Origin of the sequence: Aquimarina megaterium XH134, assembly GCF_000520975.1 — a bacterium.
Lineage (GTDB): Bacteria > Bacteroidota > Bacteroidia > Flavobacteriales > Flavobacteriaceae > Aquimarina > Aquimarina megaterium.
Genome location: NZ_JACB01000015.1, coordinates 83,889 through 109,241 on the forward strand (window position 1 = coordinate 83,889; position 25,353 = coordinate 109,241).

Genomic DNA, 25,353 nt, shown 5'->3' on the forward strand with positions numbered 1-25,353 from the left:
AGATTGCTAAAAAAGTACTGATCAAGAAACGATTAAAATTAATCATGAATATTAATAGGTATTAGCCAATTTTCTTGCTACAAATCTAATCACCGATCCTTTTCCTATATGATATTTACCTTCATTTAATAGAATTTCTTCTTCCTCTAATACTACTATTTCATAATTTTTGAAGTCAGCTATTATTTCTTCTTTAGAATACAGCATATCAATATCGTTTGGGCCACCAACTTTAGGATTAAGCTTTCTAAGGGGTATATGGTTTTTGCTAAAAGCTTCTAAAATAATAATGCCACCTTCTTTGAGATAGTCGTTTAATTTCTTGTGAAATACTGACTTCTTTTCGGCAGAAAAATGAGCATACACAAGTCCGATCATATCAAATGTTTCTTTTTTAAACTTAAGTTGTTCTAGATTTCCCACAATATAATCAAGAGTTACATGATTCTCTTTTGCTAGTTGTATTGCTTTTGACTGCCCTTCTATACTTAGGTCGAATGAAGTTACTTTCCACCCGAGTTGCGCTGCAAATACCCCGTTACGCCCCTCCCCGTCTGCTGGCATCAATATAGATCCTGGTTCAAATTTTTGAAGCCATTCTTTAAAAAACACATTAGGTTCTTTACCATAAGCAAATTCTTGAATTTTATATCTATTATCCCATTTCTGATTCATATCGATTCGGTTTACATTTACCAATACATAAATTACTACTCGTTATTTATGTACAAAAATAGCTCTCGTTATCATCCAAAGAATAGGATAGATCTGTAATTTAATAGGACTTACACCAAGTTATATTTAGGGTAAATAGTTTATCTAACAAAACAAAAAACATTTCTATTTTCTCCTAGAAATAATAACCGATTTGATTTCATGAATATTCTCTTCTATATATACGAAACCACAAGTCATTGCTTTCACATTTTTTATTTAAACAGATAACCCCAAAGTGTTATATAAACTAGCTGTTGTCATAAGTCGTTTAATAAGCAAAATATTTTCTTTTAGCTGTATATCGAGTAATTTTTGTTCCCGTGAGTTTATGATAAATAACGAGCTTTCTCCTAAAAAGAATTTGCGTTCTTCTGCTTTAACTAACGCTTCATAATCTATGACGATATTTCTTATTAATTGATTTTGCTTAGTAAGTGAATTAATCTCTGCATAAACAGCATCTATTTTATTTTGAAGAGTAATCGCTGTCGATACACGCTCAAGATTGGCATCTTGTAATTTTAAATTCGCCAATCGTAAATCTCCTCTTGCTTTGCGCAAAAATAATGGTAAACTAAAATTTACAAATGCTTTATAATTCGTAGTATTAAACGTGTGTATTTGATCAATTTTTGGTGTTAAGAAATTATACTGAATATTTATTTTAGGCAGTAATTTATTTAGTTTTAAAGAACGTTCTACGGTAAGTCCCTCAATTTTGGCATCAAGACTCAATAATTTAGGGTGATTGTTAAGTAATCCCGAAGTATTCGTAATGCCTTCTAATAAGAGGGAAGCTTCTAACGTATTTAATTCTGGTACTACCGGTACTACATCCTCTTTAACCTCCATTGGTATATCATTTAGCCACAAATAATTACTAACTATTAGAGCTGCCTTTTTTCTTTTTAAAGAAGCTGCTTCCAGATTAAGTTGTCTGTTCTGTAATGTAATTCTGGCTTCAGTAATATCAATGGCTGCTTTTTCACCTGTTTCGACACTACGCTCTACGGCCATAAGACGTGTATTCGCATTTTTTAGAAAAGTTGTATAAATAAGCTGTTCATTAGTAGCTTTTAACCACTCTAAGTAAGCTTTACTAGCTTCGAACAATAGTGTATTAACAAGTACATCTCTATCGGCTTTGGTTTGCTCCTTAAAGAAACGTGCTTTTTTAAGCGAGGCCATGCGTTCGTTGATCAAAAAGCCTTGGGCCAGCGAAAATGAAACACCTGCACTATATAGACCTCCATCAGGAACAGTACGATTTGGATTTAGAAATTCGCCTGTATTTTCTTCAAAATTTGCTTTAAACTCAATACCGTACCAAGTGGGTATTTTAAAAGTAGCACTTAATTGATCGTAATATTCAGTATTTTTAAATTTCTTTCGATCATAATCTACTTCGATTTTTGGATCAAATCCGCCACGTGCTTTTAACAAATTTGCCTCACCTATACTTAATGTAAGTTCGGCTTGTTTCATTAGCGGGTGATGCTTTTTTACATAGCCCAAATATTCTTCAAAAGTAAGTGTTTGCGCTAATAAAGTAGTTGTATTTTGTTCTGTTTCAGCTACTCTACTCTGGCTCAGCACAGGTTTTGCAAAAGGGAGCAAAATCAGTGCAATGATATATTTAATACCTGTTGTCATTTACTTTTTAGCTTTAGTTGATTCTTTTTTATCCCGGATGTAATAATTAGGTGGAAAGCCATTTAATTGGCGCCACAGTTCATACCAAATTGGTACGTTTTCTAATAATGCTATAGTATATGCACCAGAGCCTACACGAATATTTTTAGGCCATGGATTCTCTGCATTATCGGGAGCAATGAGAATTCTAAATTTTCCATTAACGCTTATAAAGGTTTCTATAGCAACAATTTTTCCTGCATAGGTTCCGTAAGATGCATTAGGCCAACCACTAAAGAAAATAGCAGGCCAGCCATCAAATTGAACCCTAACACTCTCTCCAATATGTATTAATGGTAAATCTATAGGGTTTACAAAAGTCTCTACAGCGAGATCATATTCTACAGGCATAATACCGACAAGCTTTTCGCCTTCCTTAAAAGTTTCGCCCAACCCCCCGCGTAGGGCTTTGTTTATATAACCATTTTGCGGTGCTGTGATATAGTACAAAGCATTACGTATCTGATAATTAGCCGACTGATTTTCAAGTTTAGTAACTTGTGCTTCTGCCTCAAACTGGCTTGACTCTGCTGTAAAACGTTCACTACGTGATTTGGCAATTTTATCGGCATACTCGGCAGCAACCCGGTTAATCTCAATATTTGCATTAAGCACTTCATTTTGATTAGCAAGCAATTTGTTTTTCTGAGAGATTAATTTGGCTTGTGTTTCTTGTAACTTTAGACGTTTTTCCTCTACATCAATCATCGCTTTTAAACCTTCACTTTGCAGAATTACAGTACGATCGAACTGGCGTTGAGCAATATCAAAATTCGCCATATAAGCCTGTAAATCAACACTATCACTCTTTACTTTTAATCGAGATTGTTTTAGCTTATTTTTAGCTTGCGAAAGTTTTAGTTGTCGCTCATTATTTAATGCGCTTACTTGACTTTCTAATGCCTTAATCTTTTCTTGATAGGATATTACTGATCGATTTTTAGCGTCCCGTTGCTGATTAGTACGTTGGACTAAATGTGGATCTTGATACTCGTTTTTTATTTCAGAAATAAATAAAATGGTATCACCTTTTTTCACAAAATCACCTTCTTTAACATACCATTTTTCAATACGTCCTGGTATAGGTGATTGTATTGTCTGCGGTCTTTGATCTGGTGTTAATGTAGTTACATAGCCATTGCCATTTACATTTTGCGTCCATGGTAAAAAGAGGATGATAATAACAATGATAGCAAAAACACCTAAAAACCTATTGAATAGTTTATTGTGTCTTGAAGTAAATGCTTTTGAAAAAGCAGTATATCCTTCAAGCGATACTTTTTTGTTTAATTGATTATGAGAGATATTAAGCATTGTTTGTGTTCTTAGAGGTTATTCTTCCTTCTGAAATTTTAATGGTTTGATTGCAATAGTTTTTCCATTGCCCATTTTGGCTAGAGATTATAAGTGCCCAGGGGCGTTCTGGAGCTGTTAAATACTTGATAATTCGAGAAGCCTCATCTATTTCAAAATGTTCTAAAGGATCTTTAAGTAAGAGTAATTTGGGGTTATGGATAATAGCTCTTGCGAGTACTATTCGCTTGGATACTGTAAACGGGATTTGTTGCCCTTCGGGATACAACATTGTATTGATTCCATTAGGTTGCTCTTTTATAAAAGACAGTAGTCCAAGATTTTTGAGTACAGAATGCAAATGTTCTTGTGAAACTTCTTTGTTTCCAAAGGTTATGTTATCCAGGATAGTACCTTCGAATGGGGACTGTACAGGGAGTACTTGTCCTATATAAGCACGATATTTATTGAGCCAGAGACCTTTTATAGAAACACCATTAATATACAATGCTCCAGTGGTAGGTGATATAAGGCCAGAAAGGATTTTAATTAAGGTCGTCTTTCCTGCTCCCGAAGCTCCATCAAATAGAATTCTATCGGCTTTTTTTATACTGAAATCAATGCCACTCAGCACTTCTTGACCTTCTTGTGTATTATATTTTAGGTTGTCGATCTCTATATGTAAATCTTGTTCGTTTGTAAATGGATCTTCTCCAGATTGCATCTCTTGTTCTTTATCTACAAACTGTCCTATTTTTTCTAATGAGGTTAGTACATCATAAAATGATTCTAATCCTTTGATCAGTTTTTCGACCGAACCAATAACAAGTAAAATGATAATTTCTGCAGCTACAAACTGCCCTATATTCATTTGCTGATTAAGCACTAATAACCCACCAACAATTAGTAATCCGGCAGTCACAAGAACTTTAAAACCGATAAGTTGAATAAACTGCAATACGAGTACTTTAAAGTGGCTTTCACGAGCTTCGAGGTAGTTTGTGGTTAGATCATCATTACGTTTCATCGCTAAATCTGTGTTCCCAGAAAGCTTAAAACTAATGAGTGATCTAGCTATTTCTTGCAACCAATGCGCAACCTTATATTTACTTTTTGATTCTACAAGACTGGTTTCAAGTCCTCTTTTTGCTGTAAACTTAAAGACCACATAGATGAGTATGATTAATAAAAACCCATAAATAATAAAGAAAGAATGATAAAAGGATAGCAATATCAAACCAAATATGATTTGTAGTGTAGCAGCCGGAAAATCTATTAGAATTTTTGATAGCCCTTTTTGTATTGTTAATACATCAAAAAATCGGTTGGCCAATTCTGGTGGATAGTAATTATTTAGCTCTTTCATTTTTATTTTAGGAAACCGATACGCAAACTCAAAAGAGGCTCTGGTAAAAATTTTTTGTTGCATATTTTCTAAAATGCGTATTTGCATCAATTGTAAAACTCCTTGAAATGCTACTCCCATTGTGACAAGAACCACAAGTACAATCCACGAAGTAGATACCTGGGCACCTTGAATAAGGTTTATGATGGCCTGTATTCCCAGTGGTAGAGTGAGCGCTACTAAACCAGCAAAAATGGCGTAGTAGAAAATTTGACGAATATCTTTTTTATCGAGTTCAAGAAGGCTTAAAAACCTCCTCCAGGGTGATATTTTATTTTCCATTTAACTTAGAATTGGGTGTTAATGGTTAGGGATCAATGGGTATTAATCCTTATTTTGTTATATAATCTGAATGAAATGTTTCCTCAAGAATTAGGAAACCTATACGAAATAATTAGAATAATTTTATGCCAAATCTGGTGGTGGAATAAGAATTTCTATATAAAGATTACCATACATATTTGGAGATGAATAGACAGAAAATTCTATACCATATTCTAGAAGATGATTATGTATATCTAAAAACTGTAATTCGTTTTCTCCATCTTTCTGTTGCTCTTCTTTCTCTATGTTTTCTTCATCATCTACATGAACTAATTCATAAGAAGAATCTGCAAAAAAGCTTATGGTTTCAGCCAAAGGTTGAATAAATACAGCAAACAGTAGCACCAATATTGTGAAGCTTTTAAAAAATGCTAATATGTCTTTTCTGCACAAATTCATTTTATAGTTTTTAATACGAGATCGTGATAAAAACGAACAATATTGTTTTCGCATTCTTACTACAAAGATATAATAGTAATACTATTACATAACGAAGTTTAACTATAATTAATAATAGTTTAACAATTAACCGTAATTAGATTATACTAAAAAACCTGAAGTTTTTTAATATGGATACATTATGATCTTGTGTTAACTTAGATGAGCTACAATCTTTTTTCTAATCTAAAAATTCTTGAAATATATAAGCATGTTAAAAAGTAGTATCTACTCGATGCTTTTTTAGATACGCAATAGCACCCATTTCTTTAGCTTCTTTTTTAAATATTTTAGGAGTTTTTTTAAAATATTTCTTGAAACATTTCGAAAAATATTTTGGATCATTAAACCCGGTCATAAAGGATGCCTCAGAAATATTATAGCCATATTTTGTAATTAAAACGGCAGCTTTTTTCAAACGCATCAACCGTACAAAATCAACTAGACTATTTCCTGTTAATGCTTGGCATTTTCGGTAAAGGCTAGAATATCCCATATGCAAGGATTCGGCAAGTTCTTCCATTTTAAAATCAGCGTCATCTATTCTTAAATTTATATTAGATACAAGGTTTTCAAGAAAAATTTCGTCTTGCGACCTTTCTAATCTGACTTTCGGGCTACTAATAATTTCTTTACGATATTTTGATATGATATGCTCTTTAGATGAAATAATATTTTTTACCTTCAATAATAATTCATTCGTATTGAATGGTTTATTGATATATTCTATCGCACCAGATTTAAGTCCTGATAATTTAGCTTTCGTAGAGTTTTTAGCAGTAAGCAATATAATCGGGATATGCATAGTTACCTGGTCTTTTTGAAGTTTTTTACACATTTCAATACCATCTAACTTTGGCATGACAATATCACTTAAGATCAGATCGGGAAAATTATTTTTTGCATAATAATAACCTTCTTCGCCATTTTCGGCCATGATGATATTATATTTGATATGTAACAACTCTTTTAAAAAAGTTTGTAGGTCAAAATTATCTTCTACTATTAAAATAGTTTTTTTTGATAGGTCTAATTCTTCTTCTCTAATTAAAGTATCATTTTCTACTAAAGAAAAATTATTAGGTTCTTCTGCATCATCAGTTATAATTCTCTCGGTTTCGGTATAGGCATTTTCTGTAATTGGAAATTTAATAATAAATGTTGTGCCTTCTATAGTGTTAGAGTTAACCTTAATCTTGCCTTTATGTAAGTTTATTAATTCTTTGGTGAGCGCTAACCCTATACCTGCACCTTTATTTTTTTTACCAATATCTGATTGATAAAATAGCTTGAAAATATGCTGTAGTTCTTCGTCTGAAATTCCCGGTCCAGAATCTATAACAGATAATTTGATAAATTTTTTATTATTAACCGGTACAATATTTAAAAAAATATTGCCCTCTTTAGGAGTAAACTTAAAAGCATTAGAAAGCAAATTATAAATTACATGTTCTAATTTTTCTTTATCATACCAGGTTGCAGGTAGATTTTTAGGACAATTCACGATAAAATCAATCTTTCTTTTTCTGGCTAATTCCTTAAAGGATATAGAGATATTTTCTATGTCTTTATGTAAATCATTTTTGGTTACTGTTAATCTTAACGCTCCTAATTCTTTATTTCTAACCAGTGTTAATTCTTGTGCAATTTTAGAAAGACGTTTGGTATTATAAGACATAATCTCCAAACGCTGCTTTAATAATAAATTTCCATTCTTTTCGGCTTTTTTTAACATATCATCTATAGGGCCAAGGATCAATGTAATTGGTGTTTGAATTTCATGAGACATTTTTGCAAAGAAATTCATCTTCAAATCATGCAGTTCATTTTCTTTTTTATGACTTACCTTTTCTAGAAACAGTTTTTTCCTTAAAGAATACCATCTTCTTATTCCATAAGCAGTCAATATGAGGATAAGCAGATAAAAAATATAAGCCAGAGGTGTATTCCATGGAGGTTGCTGTATGGTAATAGCTATTTTTTTTTCAGGAAGATCCCAAACCCCTTTTTTGGTTCCTGCTTTAATCTCAAAAGTGTAGTTTCCAGAGGGAATATTTGTATAAGTGGCCAAACGTTCTGATTGGCTGGCTATCCAATTTTCATCAAACCCTTTTAATCTATAAGCATAGTAATAACTTGGATTTAAAATATTATCTATTGCATAAAATCTAAATGAAAAATGAGATTGATTATGTTTTAATTTTAGAGATTCAATATTGGATATTCCTGTAGTAGTTTTGTGAGGTAATAATGAATAAACGGGTTGATTAAGTATTTCTATACTGTTTATATATAATTTAGTTTCAGAAGCCTTTTTGTTCAGATGTTTTGGATCAAAGCTATTTAACCCTTTAACACCTCCAAAGTACAAAAGATCGTGTGTATCTTTAAATTTACTTCTTGGTAAAAATATATTATCTTGAAGCCCATCTGTATCATAATACGTTTTTAGAATAAGTCTTTTTACATCTAGGTGGCTAATACCATTATTTTTGGAACTCATCCATAAGTCATTATTTTTATCTTTAAGAATTGCAATAAACATTTTTTCACCAATAGATTCTACATCTTCAAATGTGGTATACGTTTTATCTTTAGTATTAAATTTTAATAACTTACCTAATCTGTTAATTAACCATATTTCTCCAGGGTCGCCTAGAACCATAGATTTAACAGCATGGATTTGGTCTTTGTAGTTTTTGTTTTTTTGTGAATAATCAATAAATGTAGAATGTTGTATATCGGAAGGATGATGTTCATTAAATTGAAATAATCCTCCATTATAAAGTCCTAACCATATAATACCATTTCTATCTTCCAGAATACTTTCTGTGTTAGTACCTTTTAACCCTTTAGAATTATTATCGAAAACAGCTAGAAGCTTTAAATCAGAAGAGTAGACATTAATAGAAAGATTTGATCCGATCCAAATACGTCCTTTAGAATCAGAAAACACAGTTCTTATATCTGTCGCTTCCTGTTTATTAGAGTTATAAATATTTATCTTTTCAAAAGTGTTTTTACTTGTATTGTGATGCCATAAACCATTTTTATAGGTTCCGAACCAAATATTTGATAGATTATCTTCTGTAATGGATTGAATATAAAACCCTCTATTTAGAGATATATCATTAAAGTATCGCTTTTCTTTTGTACTTCCATCGGTATTATAGGTCACTCTTGTTAATCCAGATCCATCTGTTCCAATCCACAAAATATCTTTAGAGCTTTTAAGAATGCTTAATACCCTAAGAGGAGTGTTGTTATCAGAGCCTTCATGGTAGCTAATTTTATTATTTCTGTTGGGAAGAATATTAAGTTTACCATAGTTTGTCGTAATCCATATGTTTTTGTGGTTATCTTCATTAATATCCAAAATTGTATTGCTACTCAAGGAAAATTCATTAGAATATTGCCTTGTAAATAAATCAACCTCTCCACTGTTTATATTTATTTTGTACAATCCGCCTCCATCTGTTCCTCCCCACATATATCCATCTTTACTGCAAAATAGTGACAAGAACATCTCCTTGTTGATATTAAACTTCTCCTCCTCAAAAAAAGAATCTTGGATAAATTGTTTGTTGATAGGATCATAGACAAATAACCCATAAGTTTCGGTTCCTACCCAAAGCTTATTATTGATATCTGAAGTCAGGATAATATTTCCAGGATAGTTAGTAAATGGTCCTACTAATTCTGTTGTCTGTTTTGATTTTAAAGAATAATTATAAATTGTACCACTATTGGTACTAACATATATTTCAGAAGAGTTTAATATGTCAATATCCATAATATTTTTGATTTCAGAACCGCTGTTTGAAATTGTAGCGATAAAGTTCATTTTAGAATCGACATATCTGTAAATGTTACCAAGCTTAGAGGCCAACCAAATACTTTCTTTTTTTGCGACAATAGAGCCTACAACATCATTTTTGGGTAACAAAATAGTCATATCTTCAAATTGATTAGCTATTGCTACATATTTTGATATCAATCCAAATTGAGAGGTTATCCATATATTTTTGTTATAATCAACAAGCATATTGTTTATAAAGTCATTATGCTGAATATCTGGAAAAATCATCTTGTTTTTAATCAGTCTATAATCATATCCATTGTAAACTAATATCCCATCAGAACATAACATCCAAATATTACCAAATGAATCTTGTGCAGTTTTAGTTGGAATAACAAATTTATTATCATTAATAGGTGAGAGATGTCTAAAACTTGTGTGATTTTGACCATGCAAGAAAAGGAAGCATGACATAAAAACGCTTAACAAAAGATAGATTTTTAATCTAAACATAAAATACTCATTTTTTAGTAAAATATCTCTTAGTATTCTACCACAATTATTTGACAATATGATTTTCTGTAATTGTACTAATATGAAAATTACACATATGAGATGTTATTAATACAATCTCAAGTTTATGCTTTAATATTAAACTTTTAACAACTATGATAATCCATTGCTTAAAGTAGTGTTAAATATATTAATAAAAATCACTAAAAACAGTCTTAAAAGATTAGAAGAACACCTTAAAAAGTAGTCTAATTCGTCAAAAAAGAGGAGAAAATAAGCATTGATGTAATTAAGTCTTAAATAGTACTCCTAAACGCTTAAAATATCATCTTTAATAAGGAATGTATCCGTCATATTTGAATTCTCATAGTTTAACATATAAATAACTTAAATGAATTCTAGACGAAATTTTGTTAAAAAAACAGCACTAGCCAGTGCGGGCGTATCACTACTTTCAAACTTATCTTTTGGAGCGATCACTAACCTAACAGATAAGAAGCTTAGATTAGCTTTCATCGGGGTAGGATTAAGAGGAATGAACCATTTTAACAATGCTCTTAATAGAAAAGATATAGATATAACTGCTATCTGTGATATAGATCCCGAACGAATAAAAATAGCATTAAAGAAAATAGATGAAGCTAATTTTTCAAAGCCTAAAGTTTTTGGAAACAGCGATCTTGATTACAGAAATTTACTAGAATTAGAGGATGTGGATGCAGTAATAATATCTACACCTTGGTTGTGGCATACCAAAATGGCTGTAGATGCTATGAAAGCAGGAAAATATACCGGTCTAGAGGTATCTGCAGCCAATACTATTGAAGAATGTTGGGATTTGGTAAATACTCATGAAGCAACCGGGACTCATTTAATGATCTTAGAAAATGTAAACTATCGTAGAGATGTTCTCGCTGTTCTAAATATGGTAAAGCAGAATGTTTTTGGAGAATTGGTCCATTTTAGATGTGGTTATCAACATGATCTTCGTTTTGTGAAATTAAATGATGGGAAATCTGCGTATGGTAAAGGTGTTGAATTTGGAGAAAAAGGAATATCAGAATCCAAATGGAGAACCCAACATTCTGTACTAAGAAATGGAGATGTGTATCCAACTCATGGCGTGGGGCCAGTTGCTACCATGTGCGATGTTAATAGAGGCAATCGTTTTACTTCATTAAGTTCTAATGCAACAAAAGCTATTGGACTACATAATTATATCGTAAAACATGGAGGAAAAGAGCACCCAAATGCAAAAGTAAAATTTAAGCAGGGAGATGTTATTACCACTACAATCGAAACCGCCAAAGGAGAAACAATCATTGTAACACATGATTGCAATCTGCCAAGACCTTATTCATTAGGGTTTAGAGTACAGGGAGCTAATGGATTATGGGAAGTTGATGGCAATAGAATGTATATAGAAGGACAATCAAAACCACATCAATGGGATAACGCAGATCAATGGCTCAAAAAATATGATCACCCTTTATGGCAGAAGTACGGTGAATTAGCTACCGGTACAGGGCACGGAGGAATGGATTTCTTTGTCCTAAATGCGTTTGTAGAATCTGCAAAAGAAAATATTGCTCCACCTCTTGATGTATATGACGCAGCAGCTTGGAGTGCAATTACACCATTATCAGAATTATCTATTGAAAATAATGGAGAACCACAAGATTTTCCTGATTTCACAAGAGGGATGTGGGTAAAACGCAAACCTTATAATTGGATAAAAAGTAAGTATTAAATCACTAAATCATAATATATGGAAAAATTAAAGATTATTCTATTGATCTTCATATGTGCTTTCTCAAGTAGTATGTTAGCTCAAGAAAAAACAATAACAGGAACGGTTTATGACACATCAAATAGACCTGTTGTTGGAGCTTCTATCCTAATCAAAGGCACTACAAAAGGAACTACATCAGATTTTGATGGGAATTATACCATAATGGCTAATGAAAAAGATGTTCTTGAAATATCTTACGTAGGATTTATAGCGCAGGAAATAGTGGTAAATGAACAAACAAAAATAAATGTTACCCTACAAGAAGATATTAGTCAATTAGAGGAGATCATTGTTGTGGCCTATGGTACACAAAAAAAAGAAACGATTACCTCATCAATAGTGAATATCAAATCAGAAAAGCTAAAAGATATCACAACTCCCGATGTGACTACAATGTTACAAGGAAAAGTAGCCGGGGTACGTTTAGGAGCCTCTAGTGGTAGCCCGGGGTCAGTACCAAATATACTAATACGAGGTTCTTCATCCCTAGGAGGTAGAGTAACCCCACTATGGGTGGTTGATGGTGTAATACAACATAGTATACCTATAGTTAACCCTAATGATGTTCAATCGGTATCAGTACTTAAAGATGCTTCTGCAACGTCACTTTATGGGTCTCGTGGAGCAAATGGAGTAGTTATTGTTACTACAAAACGAGGAACTTCAGGTAAATCAGAAATTAGTGTAAGTTCAAAAGTAGCTATAAACACTTTTAATACGGGAAAATTTGAAGTCATGGACTCGAGACAATTATATGAGTATCATACTCAATTCTCAAATTCTCAACCTTGGTTTACATCAGAATTATTGGATCGAAATTATGATTGGATCGAAAACGGAACTCAAGATGGCTTTGTAAAAGATATAAACGTATCGTTTACTTCGGGAACCGAAAAACTAAAACTTTTTATCAACGGAGGTTACTATAATGAAACAGGAACCTTACGAGGGAATGAATTAGATAGGTACACATATCGAATGAACCTAGATTATGATATTATACAGCGTTTAAAAATAAGTCCCAAATTATCATTTAGTTTTGACAACAGAGATAAAATTGCAGAGGCTCCCTTATATGAGTTGTATTTAAACTTGCCATGGGATAATCCTTTTGATGCAGAAGGTAAACCAATTAATGCACAGGAAGATTCTAATTGGCTAGGTAGAGATCAAAGAAATTACTTATATGATCAACAATGGAACTACTCCTCTGATAATACATTTAACCTAAGTTCAAACTTTGATTTTGAGTATCAAGTTGTACCCAACCTGGTTTTTAAATCAGTAAATAATTTTACATATTATCGCTATAAATCAAAAACATACACAGATCCCAGATCAATTTCCGGATTGGCCACAAGTGGAAGTATAAATGATAGGATAGACGAGCGGTTTACCAAATTAACAACACAGATATTACAATATTCAAATATATTCGGAGAGCATTCTGTGACTGCTTTAGGAGGATATGAGTATAATGATTATAAATATGAAAATGTAGACGTAACAGGTAATGGTATTGTTGCCGGAACAGAGGTTTTAAATGTTGCGAGCGAAACTGGAGAGATAAGTGGATTCAAGAATGATTATGCATTACAATCATTTTTTCTCTCTGCAAATTATGGATTTAGCAATCGATATTATGCAAAAGCTTCTATACGTAGAGATGGAGCTTCAAATTTTGGATTAGATGACCAATATGGTAATTTCTTTTCACTAGGGGCAGGATGGAACATACATAATGAAGCGTTTTTTAATAGTAAAGCTATTAATGAGCTTAAATTGCGATTGAGTTATGGGTCTGTAGGAAACAGACCATCATCTTTATACCCATACCAAGGAACATATAGGTTAAACACACAATACATTGGGACTCCGGGAGCAGTATTAGATCAATTGGGAAATCCAGATTTAAGTTGGGAAAAATCGTATGAAGCAAATATTGCGATCGACACAAGACTGTTTGATAGAGTAAGTGCAACGTTTGAATATTATAACAAAGACACATCTGATCTGTTGTACTTCGTGAATTTACCTGATGTTACTGGATATAGCGGATTTTGGGAGAATGTAGGAGGCCTAACCAATACAGGATATGAAGCCGCGATTTCGGTCGATGTAATACAAAGTGAAAATTTTGAATGGAACTTAGGGTTTAATATAGGATTTAATAAAAATGAAATTACAGAGTTGTTTGATGGACAAACAGAAATCCCTAGAGGATCCAAAATATTTAAAGTTGGAGAAGATTCGAATTCATGGTATATAAGAAAATGGTTAGGTGTTGATCCTGATAACGGAAATCCACTGTGGGAAGTTGTTGATCCGGATACCGGAGAACGAACAGAAACCAGTAATTGGAATGATGCTACTCTACAAATTGTTGATTCGTCCTCACCAGATTTTATAGGAGGATTTGATTCTAGACTAAGCTATAAAAATGTATCACTTTCTGCTAATTTTAATTTCTCTAAAGGAGGAAAACTATATAATGGTGCCAGAGAATTGTTTGACTCAGACGGATTCTATACTACTTTCAACCAGCAAGTATTAGCCAATGACTGGAACAGATGGGAAAAGCCGGGAGATATAGCAACACACCCCTTAGTTGTTGAAGGCGGTAACAATAACTCTAATAAACGTTCATCTCGTTATTTAGAAGATGCCAGCTATTTAAGAATGACAAATGTTACATTATCTTATAATTTACCACAGAATGTCTTAAATAAGATAGGAATAAGCAATCTTAATGTATATGTAGCCGGAGACAATTTATTGACATTTACAAAGTACAGTGGTGTTGATCCGGCAGTTACAGGTAATCCAAGAGATTCTAATAACACAGGTTTGTCAGGAAGTCCTGGATTAACTTATCCAATACCAAAACGCTATGTATTAGGTGTTAACGTATCATTTTAAAAAACATTTAAAAATAAATAGTATGAAAAAATTAATAATACTACTGCCAGTTATTGCATTTATACTGCATTCCTGTGAGTTAGAAAAGAACCCTTATGAGCAGATTTCGGTAGATGAATTATTTTCTGATCCAGAATCAATTGAAACAGCTACTGTTGGTAATTATGCTTTACTAAAAGGCGATAAAGGTTTCGATGGTTGGGTAGATGATCTACATAGAATATCAGAATATGCTGGAGATAATGTAAGCCTTAGTGGTGGTACAACCGACCACCTATTCTTTTTATATAATTATCAATCTATAAAAACCAACTCTAGAGTAGAACGATTTTGGCGTAATTCATATAAAATCGCAGTAGGATGTAACGTAATTATTGAAAAAATTATAGAAGGAGAATCTCCTGAAACAGATCAATTATTAGGAGAGAATTATTACCTAAGAGCACTTACATATTTTCAAATGGGAAATGTATTTGGAAGACCTTATAATCAAGGTGCTTCAAATTTATCTATACCACTTAAATTAACATCAAATATTACAGATAGACCAGATAGACATACGGTAGAACAAGTATATACTCAAGTTATAAAGGATTTAGAAAAAGCAGAATCTTTAATGACAGTAAACAAAGGAGCATCTTTTGCTTCAAAAGAAGCCGCACAAGCATTATTGTCCAGAGTATATTTATATAAAGAAGATAATATAAGAGCAGAGGAATATGCTAATAAGGTTATTGCATCCGGAAATTATGCTTTACTCTCGACAGATCAGTTTTCAAAAATGAATACATTAATACCTGATCAAAACCAGGAGGCTATTTTTGCTGTAACATTAAGTTCTGCTACAGATCTTTTAGGAGGCTCAGATGACTGGTTTACAATAGGATCCTTTTATGCCAATGTCGAAGGTAAAGGTTGGGGAGAAATGTATGCTTCGAGAACATATTTGGATTTAATCGACAGAAATCCTAACGATGCAAGAAAATCATTTATAGAGCCACAACCAGAAAAAGATGGTGATCAAAACGAAATTCCTGCTGTGTATTGGGTAAATGATGAGTATGCCTATGAGTTTCGAATAACAACTGAAAGCGGAGGAATAACCACGTTTGAAGACAATGGAAATACATACACCGTAGAGTCTGAAATTGTAGACGGTAAAACAATATATTATTTTAATGGTACCGACGGTAGACAGGATGTTATTAAAGGAGTTGATCTTAAAAAACGTAATGGTCACCCAAAATTCTATATTCTAAAAGCATCATTACAAGAAAATGACATACATCTTTGGTCACCAATGGTATCTCGCCTGTCAGAAATGTATTTGAATAAAGCTGAGTCCTTAGCAAAAAGAGGTATGGATCAGTTGGCATTGGATAATATAAATATCATTAGAGAGAGAGCAGGTATCCCTACATATACATTAGCTAATATCCCAACAGGAAAAACCATATTAGATGTTGTTTTAGAAGAACGTAGATTAGAGTTAGCTTATGAAGGACATAGAAGATATGATGTATATAGAAATGGTCGTACAATGAATAGAAAATATCCAGGTACGCATTTAAATGGAACAAATGCTTTTCTAGAAATACCATCTACACATCCAAGAGTTGTAGAATTTATTCCAGAACAACAGATCATTTTACAACCATCATTAATTCAGAATGATTAATATACAATAGCATAGATTTCTTATGAAGTCTATGCTGTTTCTACTATTTAAAGTATTCTTATATCAAAAACATGTGGATTTATACATATAAAACTTGGATTGTGTTTTTTGTACTTACACTCCTGTATTCTTGTAATAATCAAGTAGATAATTTGTCATCAGAGAAATTATTCACAACAGTCCCAACAGAGATTACAGGAGTGACTTTTGAGAACAAAATATTAGAATCAGAACAATTACATTATTATAAATACCTATACATCTATATTGGTGGTGGAGTAGCCGCTGCCGATTTCAATAATGATGGATTAGAAGATCTTTTCTTTACTTCTAACATCTATCATAATAAACTTTTTTTAAATAAAGGAAATTTTCGGTTTGAAGATATTACTATAAAATCCGGAATAAAAAAAAGAGCTGGATTTGATACCGGAGTATCTATTGTTGATATCAATAATGATGGCTTTTTAGATATCTATATCAATAGGGCTGGTTGGTACAACGGAGACCAGAAACTTGCCAATATGCTATATATAAATAATGGAGATCTCACTTTTACAGAACAAGCAAAACGTTATGGTTTGGCAGACACTAATCGGTCGATTTCATCTACATTCTTTGATTATGATAAAGATGGAGATCTGGATGTTTATATTACTAATGCTCCTGCAGAATTTGATTTATCAGGTAAGATAATAGATATAAATAAAATTCAGAATAGTAAAAAAACGCAATTCTTTAAAAGTAGTGATAAGTTATATAATAATGATGGAAAAGGAAATTTCACAGATGTTTCTGTACAAGCAGGAATTTTACCAGATTTAGGCTTTGGACTTAATGCGCAGGTAGGAGATCTTAATAATGATGGTTGGCAGGATATTTATGTATCTAATGATTTTATTGGACCTGATTTTGCATATATAAATAATAAAAACGGAACCTTCTCTGAGAAAAGAAATTCACTTTTTAAACACATTTCATACTATAGTATGGGAAGTGATATAGGAGATATTAATAACGATGGATTTAATGATCTAATGGTTTTAGACATGAGCCCAGAAGATCATGTACGATCTAAAACAACCATGTCTATGATGTCTATCGATAGATTTAATAAAATGGTGAAAAACGACCATCATCATCAGTACATGCATAACGTAATGCAATTAAATAACAGAAATGGTTCCTTTAGTGAGATAGCACATATGTCTGGCCTTGCCCAAACAGACTGGAGTTGGTCTGTTCTTTTTGCTGATTTTGATTTAGATGGGCTTAATGATATTTATATCACCAATGGTATTTATAGAGATGTAGTCGATCGTGACATGAACATCAAAATCAACAATACGATCAACGATAAAAAGAATACCCTAAAAGAGAAAGACTTTTATCAATTCACCCAAAAATTACCACAACAAAAATTAACTAATTACTTATTTAAAAATAAAGGAAATCTAAAATTTGACAATATAACTGAAGATTGGTCAGATGAAAAACCCACATTTTCAAATGGTGCTGTATATGTTGATTTAGATAATGATGGAGATTTGGACATTGTTACCAATAATATAGATGAAAATGTAACAATACTTAGAAATAATGCGAGAAAGATCAATACTAACAATTTTTTGCAATTTACTTTTAAAGGAGCTAAGAAAAATGTTTTCGGAGTAGGAACAACCATAAAAATATACCTGAATGATGGAAAAATATTAACTCGACAACTCATAAACTCCAGAGGATATCTTTCTTCGATGTCCAATACATTACATTTTGGTTTAGGAAAAAATACTAGTGTTCCCAAAATAGAGATCATTTGGCCTGATGGAAATAGACAACATCTTACCAATATAAAAGCGAATCAATTATTACGTATTGATTACAACAAAAGTATTAAAGCAACAAAACAAAATACCAATACAAAATCTAATACGATTTTTACAGAAACTTTGTTAGATTTTGAACATACTGAAATTCCTTTCAATGATTTTGACAAACAATTATTGTTACCACATAAGCTGTCCCAAACAGGGCCTGCGATAGCAAAAACAGATCTTAATAACGATGGATCGGAAGATCTTTTTATAGGAGGAGCGCATAATCAAACTGCACAGCTATTAATTGCTACACAAAATGGAAATTTCAAAAATATACCTGTGCAAGATTTTATAAAAGATAATACATATGAAGATGTAAGTGCTACCTTTTTTGATGCAGATAATGATGGAGATCAAGATTTATATGTAGTAAGCGGAAGTTATGAGTTTGACCCAGATTCATCACTATTACAAGATAGATTGTATATTAATGAAGGGGATTATAATTTTCATCGATCAGAATCGAAATTACCATCCATTAATACCGCAGGTTCTATTGTAAAAGCATCAGATTTTGATCAGGATGGTGATATTGATCTATTTATAGGAAGTCGCGTAATTCCGGGGAAATACCCGTATGCACCAACAAGTTATTTGTTAATTAATAAAGATGGAAATTTTATTAATAAAACAGATGATTTGGCGCCAGACCTAAAAAATATTGGGATGGTAACTAGTGCAGAATGGAATGATATTGACAACGATAATGATTTAGATCTAATTGTTACTGGAGAATGGATGGGTATTGAAGTTTTTAGTAATGATAAAGGTATTCTTTCTAGAAAAGAAACGTATAATGATTTATCATCAACCAAGGGTTGGTGGAATAAGATTTTGGTCGTTGATATCGATAAAGATGGGGACAAAGATATAATAGCTGGAAATTTAGGATTAAACTTCAAACATAAGGCATCAAAAGAAAAGCCTTTTCATGTGTATACAAATGATTTTGATAACAATGGTACAGAAGATATTATGTTGGCCAAGTATTATAAATCTAAACAAGTGCCTGTAAGAGGTAAGCATTGTACTGCAGAGCAAATACCATACTTAAAAGAAAGGATAAAAACATATAGCGATTTTGCAAATAGTGATATTCAGGAAATATTAGGAGAGACTTTTCAATCGGCTATTCACTATCAAGCTACAGAATTCAGGTCTGGTATTTTTGTTAATAGCAAAATTGGCTTTGAATTCACACCATTCCCATCAGAGGCTCAAATGAGTCCTATTAATAGTATTCTTTATGAAGATTTTGATGGTGATCAAATTAAAGACTTACTCATGGCAGGAAATAATTATCATACAGAGGTAGAAACAACACGTGCCGATGCAGGTATAGGTGTTTATCTTAAAGGGAACTCAAAAAAGGAATTTGAGTCTATAAAAAATGCTGAAACCGGATTTTATGCAGATAGAGATGTGAGAAATATGATGCTGATAACCTCTCGAAAAAAGAAAACAGTTATTGTAATTAATAATAATAGTAAGCATCAATTATATGAAGTTAACTAATAATGATGAATATAAAACAATGAAGAATTATAAAAAATCAATAGATAAAATCGTACTCGCACTAATAAGTACTTGCATACTAGCCTGTAGTTCAGACAAAAAACCTCTTAATCCTGAAGGTAATAAAGAGTTAGATCTATCAATAATGATTCCTCCAGGAGGTAATAGTTGGGTAATAAATAGTACTGAGCAAGATGCTGTTTTAATTCATGATTCAGGCATTCATAATTGGACAGCATTAGATGATATAATTCGTATTTATTTTCATACCAAGCTAACGGGTGAGTTACATCTTGGATTAAATATTAAATCAGAAACAGGACCATCCACTATTAAGGTAACAGTAGGAAATACAACAAAGAATGTAGTTGTTGATAATACAACCTATAAAAATGTTGAAATAGGAAGGTTTGACATTACTAAATCGGGATACAACTTTATTGAAATTCAAGGGCTTCAAAAAACAGGTGAATATATAGGTGATATTAATAAAATTCTTATCGGTGGACCTACTACTGCTAGTGGTATTTCTTTTGTGCCAGAAGAATTTAGTTTTCATTTTGGGAGAAGAGGTCCTTCTGTTCACTTAACTTATAAAATGCCAGAAAATAAGGATGTTATCTATTTTTATAATGAGATAACAGTACCTCAGGGAGAAGATGTAGTCGGATCTTATTTTATGGCAAATGGTTTTGGCGAAGGGTATTTTGGAATACAAGTTAATTCTGATACCGAAAGAAGAATATTATTTTCTGTATGGAGCCCTTTTGTTACCGATGATCCAAGTACAATTCCAGATGATTATAAAGTAATTCTTTTAGGCAAAGGAGAAGGAGTTACAGATGGAAGTTTTGGAGGAGAAGGTTCTGGAGGGCAGAGCTATAAGGTGTTTGATTGGAAATCTGAAAACACATATAAGTTTTTACTAAAAGGAGAACCCTCGGTAAACAACAGTACAGATTATACAGCATATTTCTATGCTCCAGAAGAAAGCGAATGGAAATTAATAGCAAGTTTTAGAAGACCACATACCAATACATACTTAAAAAGATTTCATTCATTTTTAGAAAACTTTAGCACGCATACAGGTTTTATTTCACGAAAAGGGAAGTACACAAACCAATGGGTATATGATACACAAGATCAATGGCACGAATTAACTACTGCCAAATTTACTGCTGATGCGACGGCCAGAAATAAAGCTAGACTTGATTATGCAGGTGGCGTAAAAGGAAATTCGTTTTATATGAGAAATTGTGGATTCTTTGATGAAAATACAACTATTAATATTGAGTTTTCCCGGACATCAAATGGTATAAAGCCGAATATAGATTTTTCATCATTACCAAATTTAGGATCACAGCAAAATTAAATTTTGAATCTAAAAAATAAGTAACCCGGTATCGCTTTAACCAAACTAAAACTTTAAATGTTGTTGAATTAGTTAGTTTAAAAAGCCTTTGATGATTAAATATTATTCAGAGGCTTTGTTTTGCTAAAGCAGACAAAATATATGAAATATAATAGCGTGATTTTGAACAAAGTTAACAGAAAAAGTAAATTGATTTCATTTGCTCCAGGAAGAACATGTCTTTTCGGAGACCATCAAGATTATTTAGGACTGCCAGTTATAGCCTGCGCTATAAACAGATATATTAAATTAACAGCTTTAAAAAATGAAGAAAAAATCTTTAATATCAATAAACCAGATATTGGTAAAAAAAGAAGTATTAATATTTATGATAAAATCAGTTTTGTTGAAAAAGGAGATCATTTATTATCAGCACTAAAAGTATTGAGAAGATATGGTTGTATCCCTAATATAGGGTATGACATTACAATTTCTGGAAATCTACCCATAAATGCCGGTACCTCTAGTTCCTCTGCTGTAGTAGTGTCATGGGTTCAGTTTTTATTAGAAGCTTTTGGAGCAAACCATAAAATCACACCAGAGTTGATTTCACAAATAGCATATGAGGCTGAAGTTTTAGAACACGGAAACCCCGGAGGAAAAATGGATCAATATAGTATCGGACTGGGAAATATTATGTATTTGGAAACCGGAGAAAACAGTTCGTATGAATTATTTGATTGCCCTATACCCGGATTAATTATAGGAGAGTCTGGTATTCCAAAAGAAACAATAGGTGTTTTAAATGAATTAAAAGAAAACGCTTGGCAAGCTATACATACATTGGCAATGTGCCATAAAAATTTTAATATAGAAAATGTCGAAAAGGAAGATGTAAAAAAATTATCTCATCATCTCCCGGATAGATTAGAACCTTTTTTTTATGCCGCTGTATCAAACCATGATATTACCAAAAAAGCTCTTTCAGAATTTAAAAAAGATCATTTGGATGTAGAAAAAATAGGCGTATTAATGAATAAACATCATGCTATTCTAAGGGATTTTTTAAAAATAACATTACCCAAGATAGACCGTATGATTGAAGGTGCATTAAAAGTTGGTGCCTATGGAGCAAAAATTGTTGGTTCGGGTAAAGGAGGTAGTATTGTTGCTATTGCCCCAGAAGGAAAAGAACAACAGGTTATTGATGAAATTATAAAAGCCGGAGGTAAAAATGCTTACCTAGTTGAGGTAGACCCCGGAGCAAGAATACTCTAAAAACAGTAAACAAAAAATAAACTATCGAATGCATAGAAGTTTAATAATTTTAGCTGGTGGTGCTTCATCCAGAATGAAGAAACAATCTTCACACCAAGACTTAAGTGATGAGGAAATCGAACAAGCAAATAAAAGAAGTAAAGGCCTTATTGGTGTTGGTCCAAATGGACGACCTCTTATGGATTATCTATTGTATAATGCAAAACATGCAGGCTACAAAAAGATTTATATCATCATAAGTGAACATGGAGAATTATTCAAAAAATTTTATGGTAATGATGATAAGGATAATGATTTTCGTGGTCTTAACATATCTTTTGCAATTCAATATATTCCTGAAGGAAGAGTAAAACCATTTGGAACCGCAGATGCATTGTTTCAGGCTATTGAGCAATATCCCGAATTAAACAAAAACTATTATACTGTGTGTAATAGTGATAATTTGTATTCCTCAGAAGCATTATTCGCACTAAGAGCTACATCTAGCCAAAATGCATTTATTAGTTATGATAGAGATACAATGGAGTTTTCCTCGGAACGAATTTCACGTTTTGCACTTGCAAAATTAGATGAGGCAAACCATTTGTTAGATATTATTGAAAAACCATCTCAAGAAGAAGCTAATAAATATAAGGACAAAGAAGGTAAATTACGAGTTAGTATGAATGCTTTCAAATTTAATGGTAGTGCTATCTATCCCTATTTAAAAAACTGCCCCGTTCACCCCCAAAGAAATGAAAAAGAATTACCAACGGTTCTTTTAAATATGCTAAAAGAGTATCCAAATAAAGCTATAGGAATACCCTTTTCAGAACATGTACCGGATTTAACGGCTAAAGAAGATATAGTTGAAGTAAAAAAATACCTAAGCAAACATTATTCTAAATTAAGCTGGGATTAAAATTAGCTAGTAGAGTATTGCAATAATTAATTAACTAAAAAAGATATAATGGTATCTCTTAGCACTTTTGATTATGTACTAATAATTTCATTTTTTATAATCACCTTATTTATTGGTATATGGGTATCAAAAAAATCAGGAAAGAATTCATCAGAATTTTTTTTATCAGGAAGAAATATGCCATGGTGGTTACTCGGCTTATCTATGGTAGCTACAACATTTTCTACCGACACCCCTAATTTGGTTACCGATATTGTAAGAACAAATGGAGTGTCTGGTAATTGGGTTTGGTGGGTGTTTTTAATCACAGGGCTATTAACTGTATTTGTTTATGCCAAGTTATGGAGAAAATCAAATGTGAGTACGGACTTAGAATTTTATGAATTAAGATATGGTGGTAAACCTGCAAAGTTTTTACGAAAATTTAGAGCCCTATATCTAGGTGTTATTTTTAATGTGATCACAATGTCTGCAGTAACTTTGGCTGCTATCAAGATAGGAGGTATTATGTTAGGTTTAGAACCCTGGAAAACGGTAATTAGTGCTGGATTGATAACAGTTATATTTAGTGCTATTGGTGGCTTTAAAGGTGTAGTTTATACTGATTTCATATTGTTTTTTGTTGCTATGGGTGGTGCAATTGGAGCTGCATACTATTTGGTTAATTTACCAGAAGTAGGAGGTATAGTATCTTTAATGACAAATGAAAATGTAGTAGATAAACTTTCAATACTTCCCGATCTTAATGATAAACGTGCTATAATCACATTACTGATAATACCATTGGCAGTGCAATGGTGGAGTTCTTGGTATCCGGGAGCAGAACCAGGCGGCGGAGGTTATATTGCACAACGAATGTTGGCTGCAAAAAATGAAAACCATGCAATAGGAGCAACTTTCTTTTTTAATATAATGCATTATGCATTACGTCCCTGGCCCTGGATTATTGTAGCACTGGCGTCATTAGTAGTGTTTCCTGATCTGGCAAGTATACATGAAGCCTTTCCTAATATTACAAAAGATAAACTAGGTCATGATTTGGCCTATTCTGCAATGCTAACCAAATTACCAAGTGGATTATTAGGTGTAGTATTAGCCTCTTTGGTAGCTGCATATATGAGTACCATTTCTACGCAATTAAATTGGGGATCTTCTTATATTGTTTATGATTTCTATAAGCAACAAATTAATCCAAATGCATCCGAAAAGCGATTGGTAGCTGTAGGTAGGATTGCGACAGTAATACTGATGATCTTTAGTGCACTTTTGGCACTACTTTTACAGAATGCATTACAGTTGTTTGAAGTGTTACTGGTTTTTGGAGCAGGAACAGGTTTGATATTCATTTTACGATGGTTCTGGTGGCGTATTAATGCCTGGAGCGAAATTACGGCAATGTTTGTTTCTGGAATTATTTCTTTAGTGCTAAAATTAACACCGGCTGGCATCTACTTTTTTGATACTGAAGATGGTTTATTTCCAGATTGGTCAGAATTTCTGGTAGTCGTTTTTCTAACCACTATTGCTTGGTTGACAGCCACGTATTTAACTCAGCCAGAAAGTAAAGAAGTATTACACAATTTTTATAAGAAAGTACAGCCAGGAGGGCCTGGGTGGCACCACATAATTGATCAATCAAAATTAGAAAAAAATACTTTAAAAGACTGGAACGTACCTTACGGAATTATAGCAATGCTATTAGGATGTGTATTGATATATAGTCTCATGTTTGCCACAGGATATTGGATATATGGACACATAATATATGCCCTTCTACTAACCAAGCTAGCTATTGTTTCTGGATATTTACTTCTAAAAATATGGGGTAGAATAAAAACTAATGTATTATAAAATGTAATTA

14 protein-coding genes are annotated in these 25,353 nt (G+C 32.4%); 8 read left to right on the forward strand and 6 right to left on the reverse strand.

The features are described 5' to 3' along the window. Positions 1–51 precede the first annotated feature (51 nt). The 6 genes from Z053_RS0110740 to Z053_RS0110765 all read right to left on the reverse strand — a co-directional run bounded on the left by Z053_RS0110740 (position 52) and on the right by Z053_RS0110765 (position 10,181). Positions 52–675 (reverse strand): class I SAM-dependent methyltransferase, encoded by a 624-nt coding sequence (locus Z053_RS0110740; protein ID WP_025665016.1) that lies wholly within the window; start codon positions 673–675, stop codon positions 52–54. A 258-nt stretch (positions 676–933) separates the two neighbouring features. Continuing rightward, positions 934–2,370 (reverse strand): TolC family protein, encoded by a 1,437-nt coding sequence (locus Z053_RS0110745; RefSeq protein WP_025665017.1) that lies wholly within the window; start codon positions 2,368–2,370, stop codon positions 934–936. Continuing rightward, on the reverse strand, positions 2,371–3,723 hold the full coding sequence (locus Z053_RS0110750) for an HlyD family secretion protein (RefSeq protein WP_025665018.1): 1,353 nt from the start codon (positions 3,721–3,723) through the stop codon (positions 2,371–2,373). Beyond that, entirely contained in the window at positions 3,716–5,389 is a 1,674-nt protein-coding gene (locus Z053_RS0110755; RefSeq protein WP_025665019.1) for a peptidase domain-containing ABC transporter, read from the reverse strand. The genes Z053_RS0110750 and Z053_RS0110755 overlap by 8 nt, the downstream gene beginning before the upstream one ends. 123 nt (positions 5,390–5,512) lie before the next feature. Beyond that, positions 5,513–5,830, reverse strand: a complete 318-nt coding sequence (locus Z053_RS0110760; protein WP_025665020.1) for a hypothetical protein — start codon at positions 5,828–5,830, stop codon at positions 5,513–5,515. A gap of 253 nt (positions 5,831–6,083) precedes the next feature. Beyond that, positions 6,084–10,181 (reverse strand): ATP-binding protein, encoded by a 4,098-nt coding sequence (locus Z053_RS0110765; protein ID WP_081748251.1) that lies wholly within the window; start codon positions 10,179–10,181, stop codon positions 6,084–6,086. 391 nt (positions 10,182–10,572) lie between these two features. Here Z053_RS0110765 and Z053_RS0110770 point away from each other — a divergent pair, with 391 nt between their 5' ends. The 8 genes from Z053_RS0110770 to Z053_RS0110805 all read left to right on the forward strand — a co-directional run bounded on the left by Z053_RS0110770 (position 10,573) and on the right by Z053_RS0110805 (position 25,343). Then, positions 10,573–11,931, forward strand: coding sequence for a Gfo/Idh/MocA family protein (locus Z053_RS0110770; RefSeq protein ID WP_025665022.1), 1,359 nt, complete (start codon positions 10,573–10,575; stop codon positions 11,929–11,931). An 18-nt stretch (positions 11,932–11,949) separates the two neighbouring features. Continuing rightward, on the forward strand, positions 11,950–14,892 hold the full coding sequence (locus tag Z053_RS0110775) for a SusC/RagA family TonB-linked outer membrane protein (RefSeq protein ID WP_025665023.1): 2,943 nt from the start codon (positions 11,950–11,952) through the stop codon (positions 14,890–14,892). 22 nt (positions 14,893–14,914) lie between these two features. Continuing rightward, on the forward strand, positions 14,915–16,570 hold the full coding sequence (locus Z053_RS0110780; RefSeq protein WP_025665024.1) for a RagB/SusD family nutrient uptake outer membrane protein: 1,656 nt from the start codon (positions 14,915–14,917) through the stop codon (positions 16,568–16,570). 101 nt (positions 16,571–16,671) lie between these two features. Further along, a complete protein-coding gene (locus Z053_RS0110785) occupies positions 16,672–19,962 on the forward strand; it encodes a VCBS repeat-containing protein (protein WP_035095882.1) in 3,291 nt (1,096 codons plus the stop codon). Then, entirely contained in the window at positions 19,949–21,334 is a 1,386-nt protein-coding gene (locus tag Z053_RS0110790) for a DUF3472 domain-containing protein (protein WP_241459818.1), read from the forward strand. Before Z053_RS0110785 ends, Z053_RS0110790 begins: the two co-directional genes overlap by 14 nt. Before the next feature lie 141 nt (positions 21,335–21,475). Then, positions 21,476–22,591 (forward strand): mevalonate kinase family protein, encoded by a 1,116-nt coding sequence (locus Z053_RS0110795; protein ID WP_025665027.1) that lies wholly within the window; start codon positions 21,476–21,478, stop codon positions 22,589–22,591. Positions 22,592–22,619: 28 nt separating this feature from the next. After that, positions 22,620–23,492, forward strand: coding sequence for a sugar phosphate nucleotidyltransferase (locus tag Z053_RS0110800; RefSeq protein ID WP_025665028.1), 873 nt, complete (start codon positions 22,620–22,622; stop codon positions 23,490–23,492). 48 nt (positions 23,493–23,540) lie between these two features. Continuing rightward, positions 23,541–25,343 carry a sodium:solute symporter family protein gene (locus Z053_RS0110805; protein WP_025665029.1) on the forward strand — a complete coding sequence of 601 codons (1,803 nt, stop codon included), beginning with the start codon at positions 23,541–23,543 and terminating at the stop codon, positions 25,341–25,343. Positions 25,344–25,353: the final 10 nt, after the last annotated feature.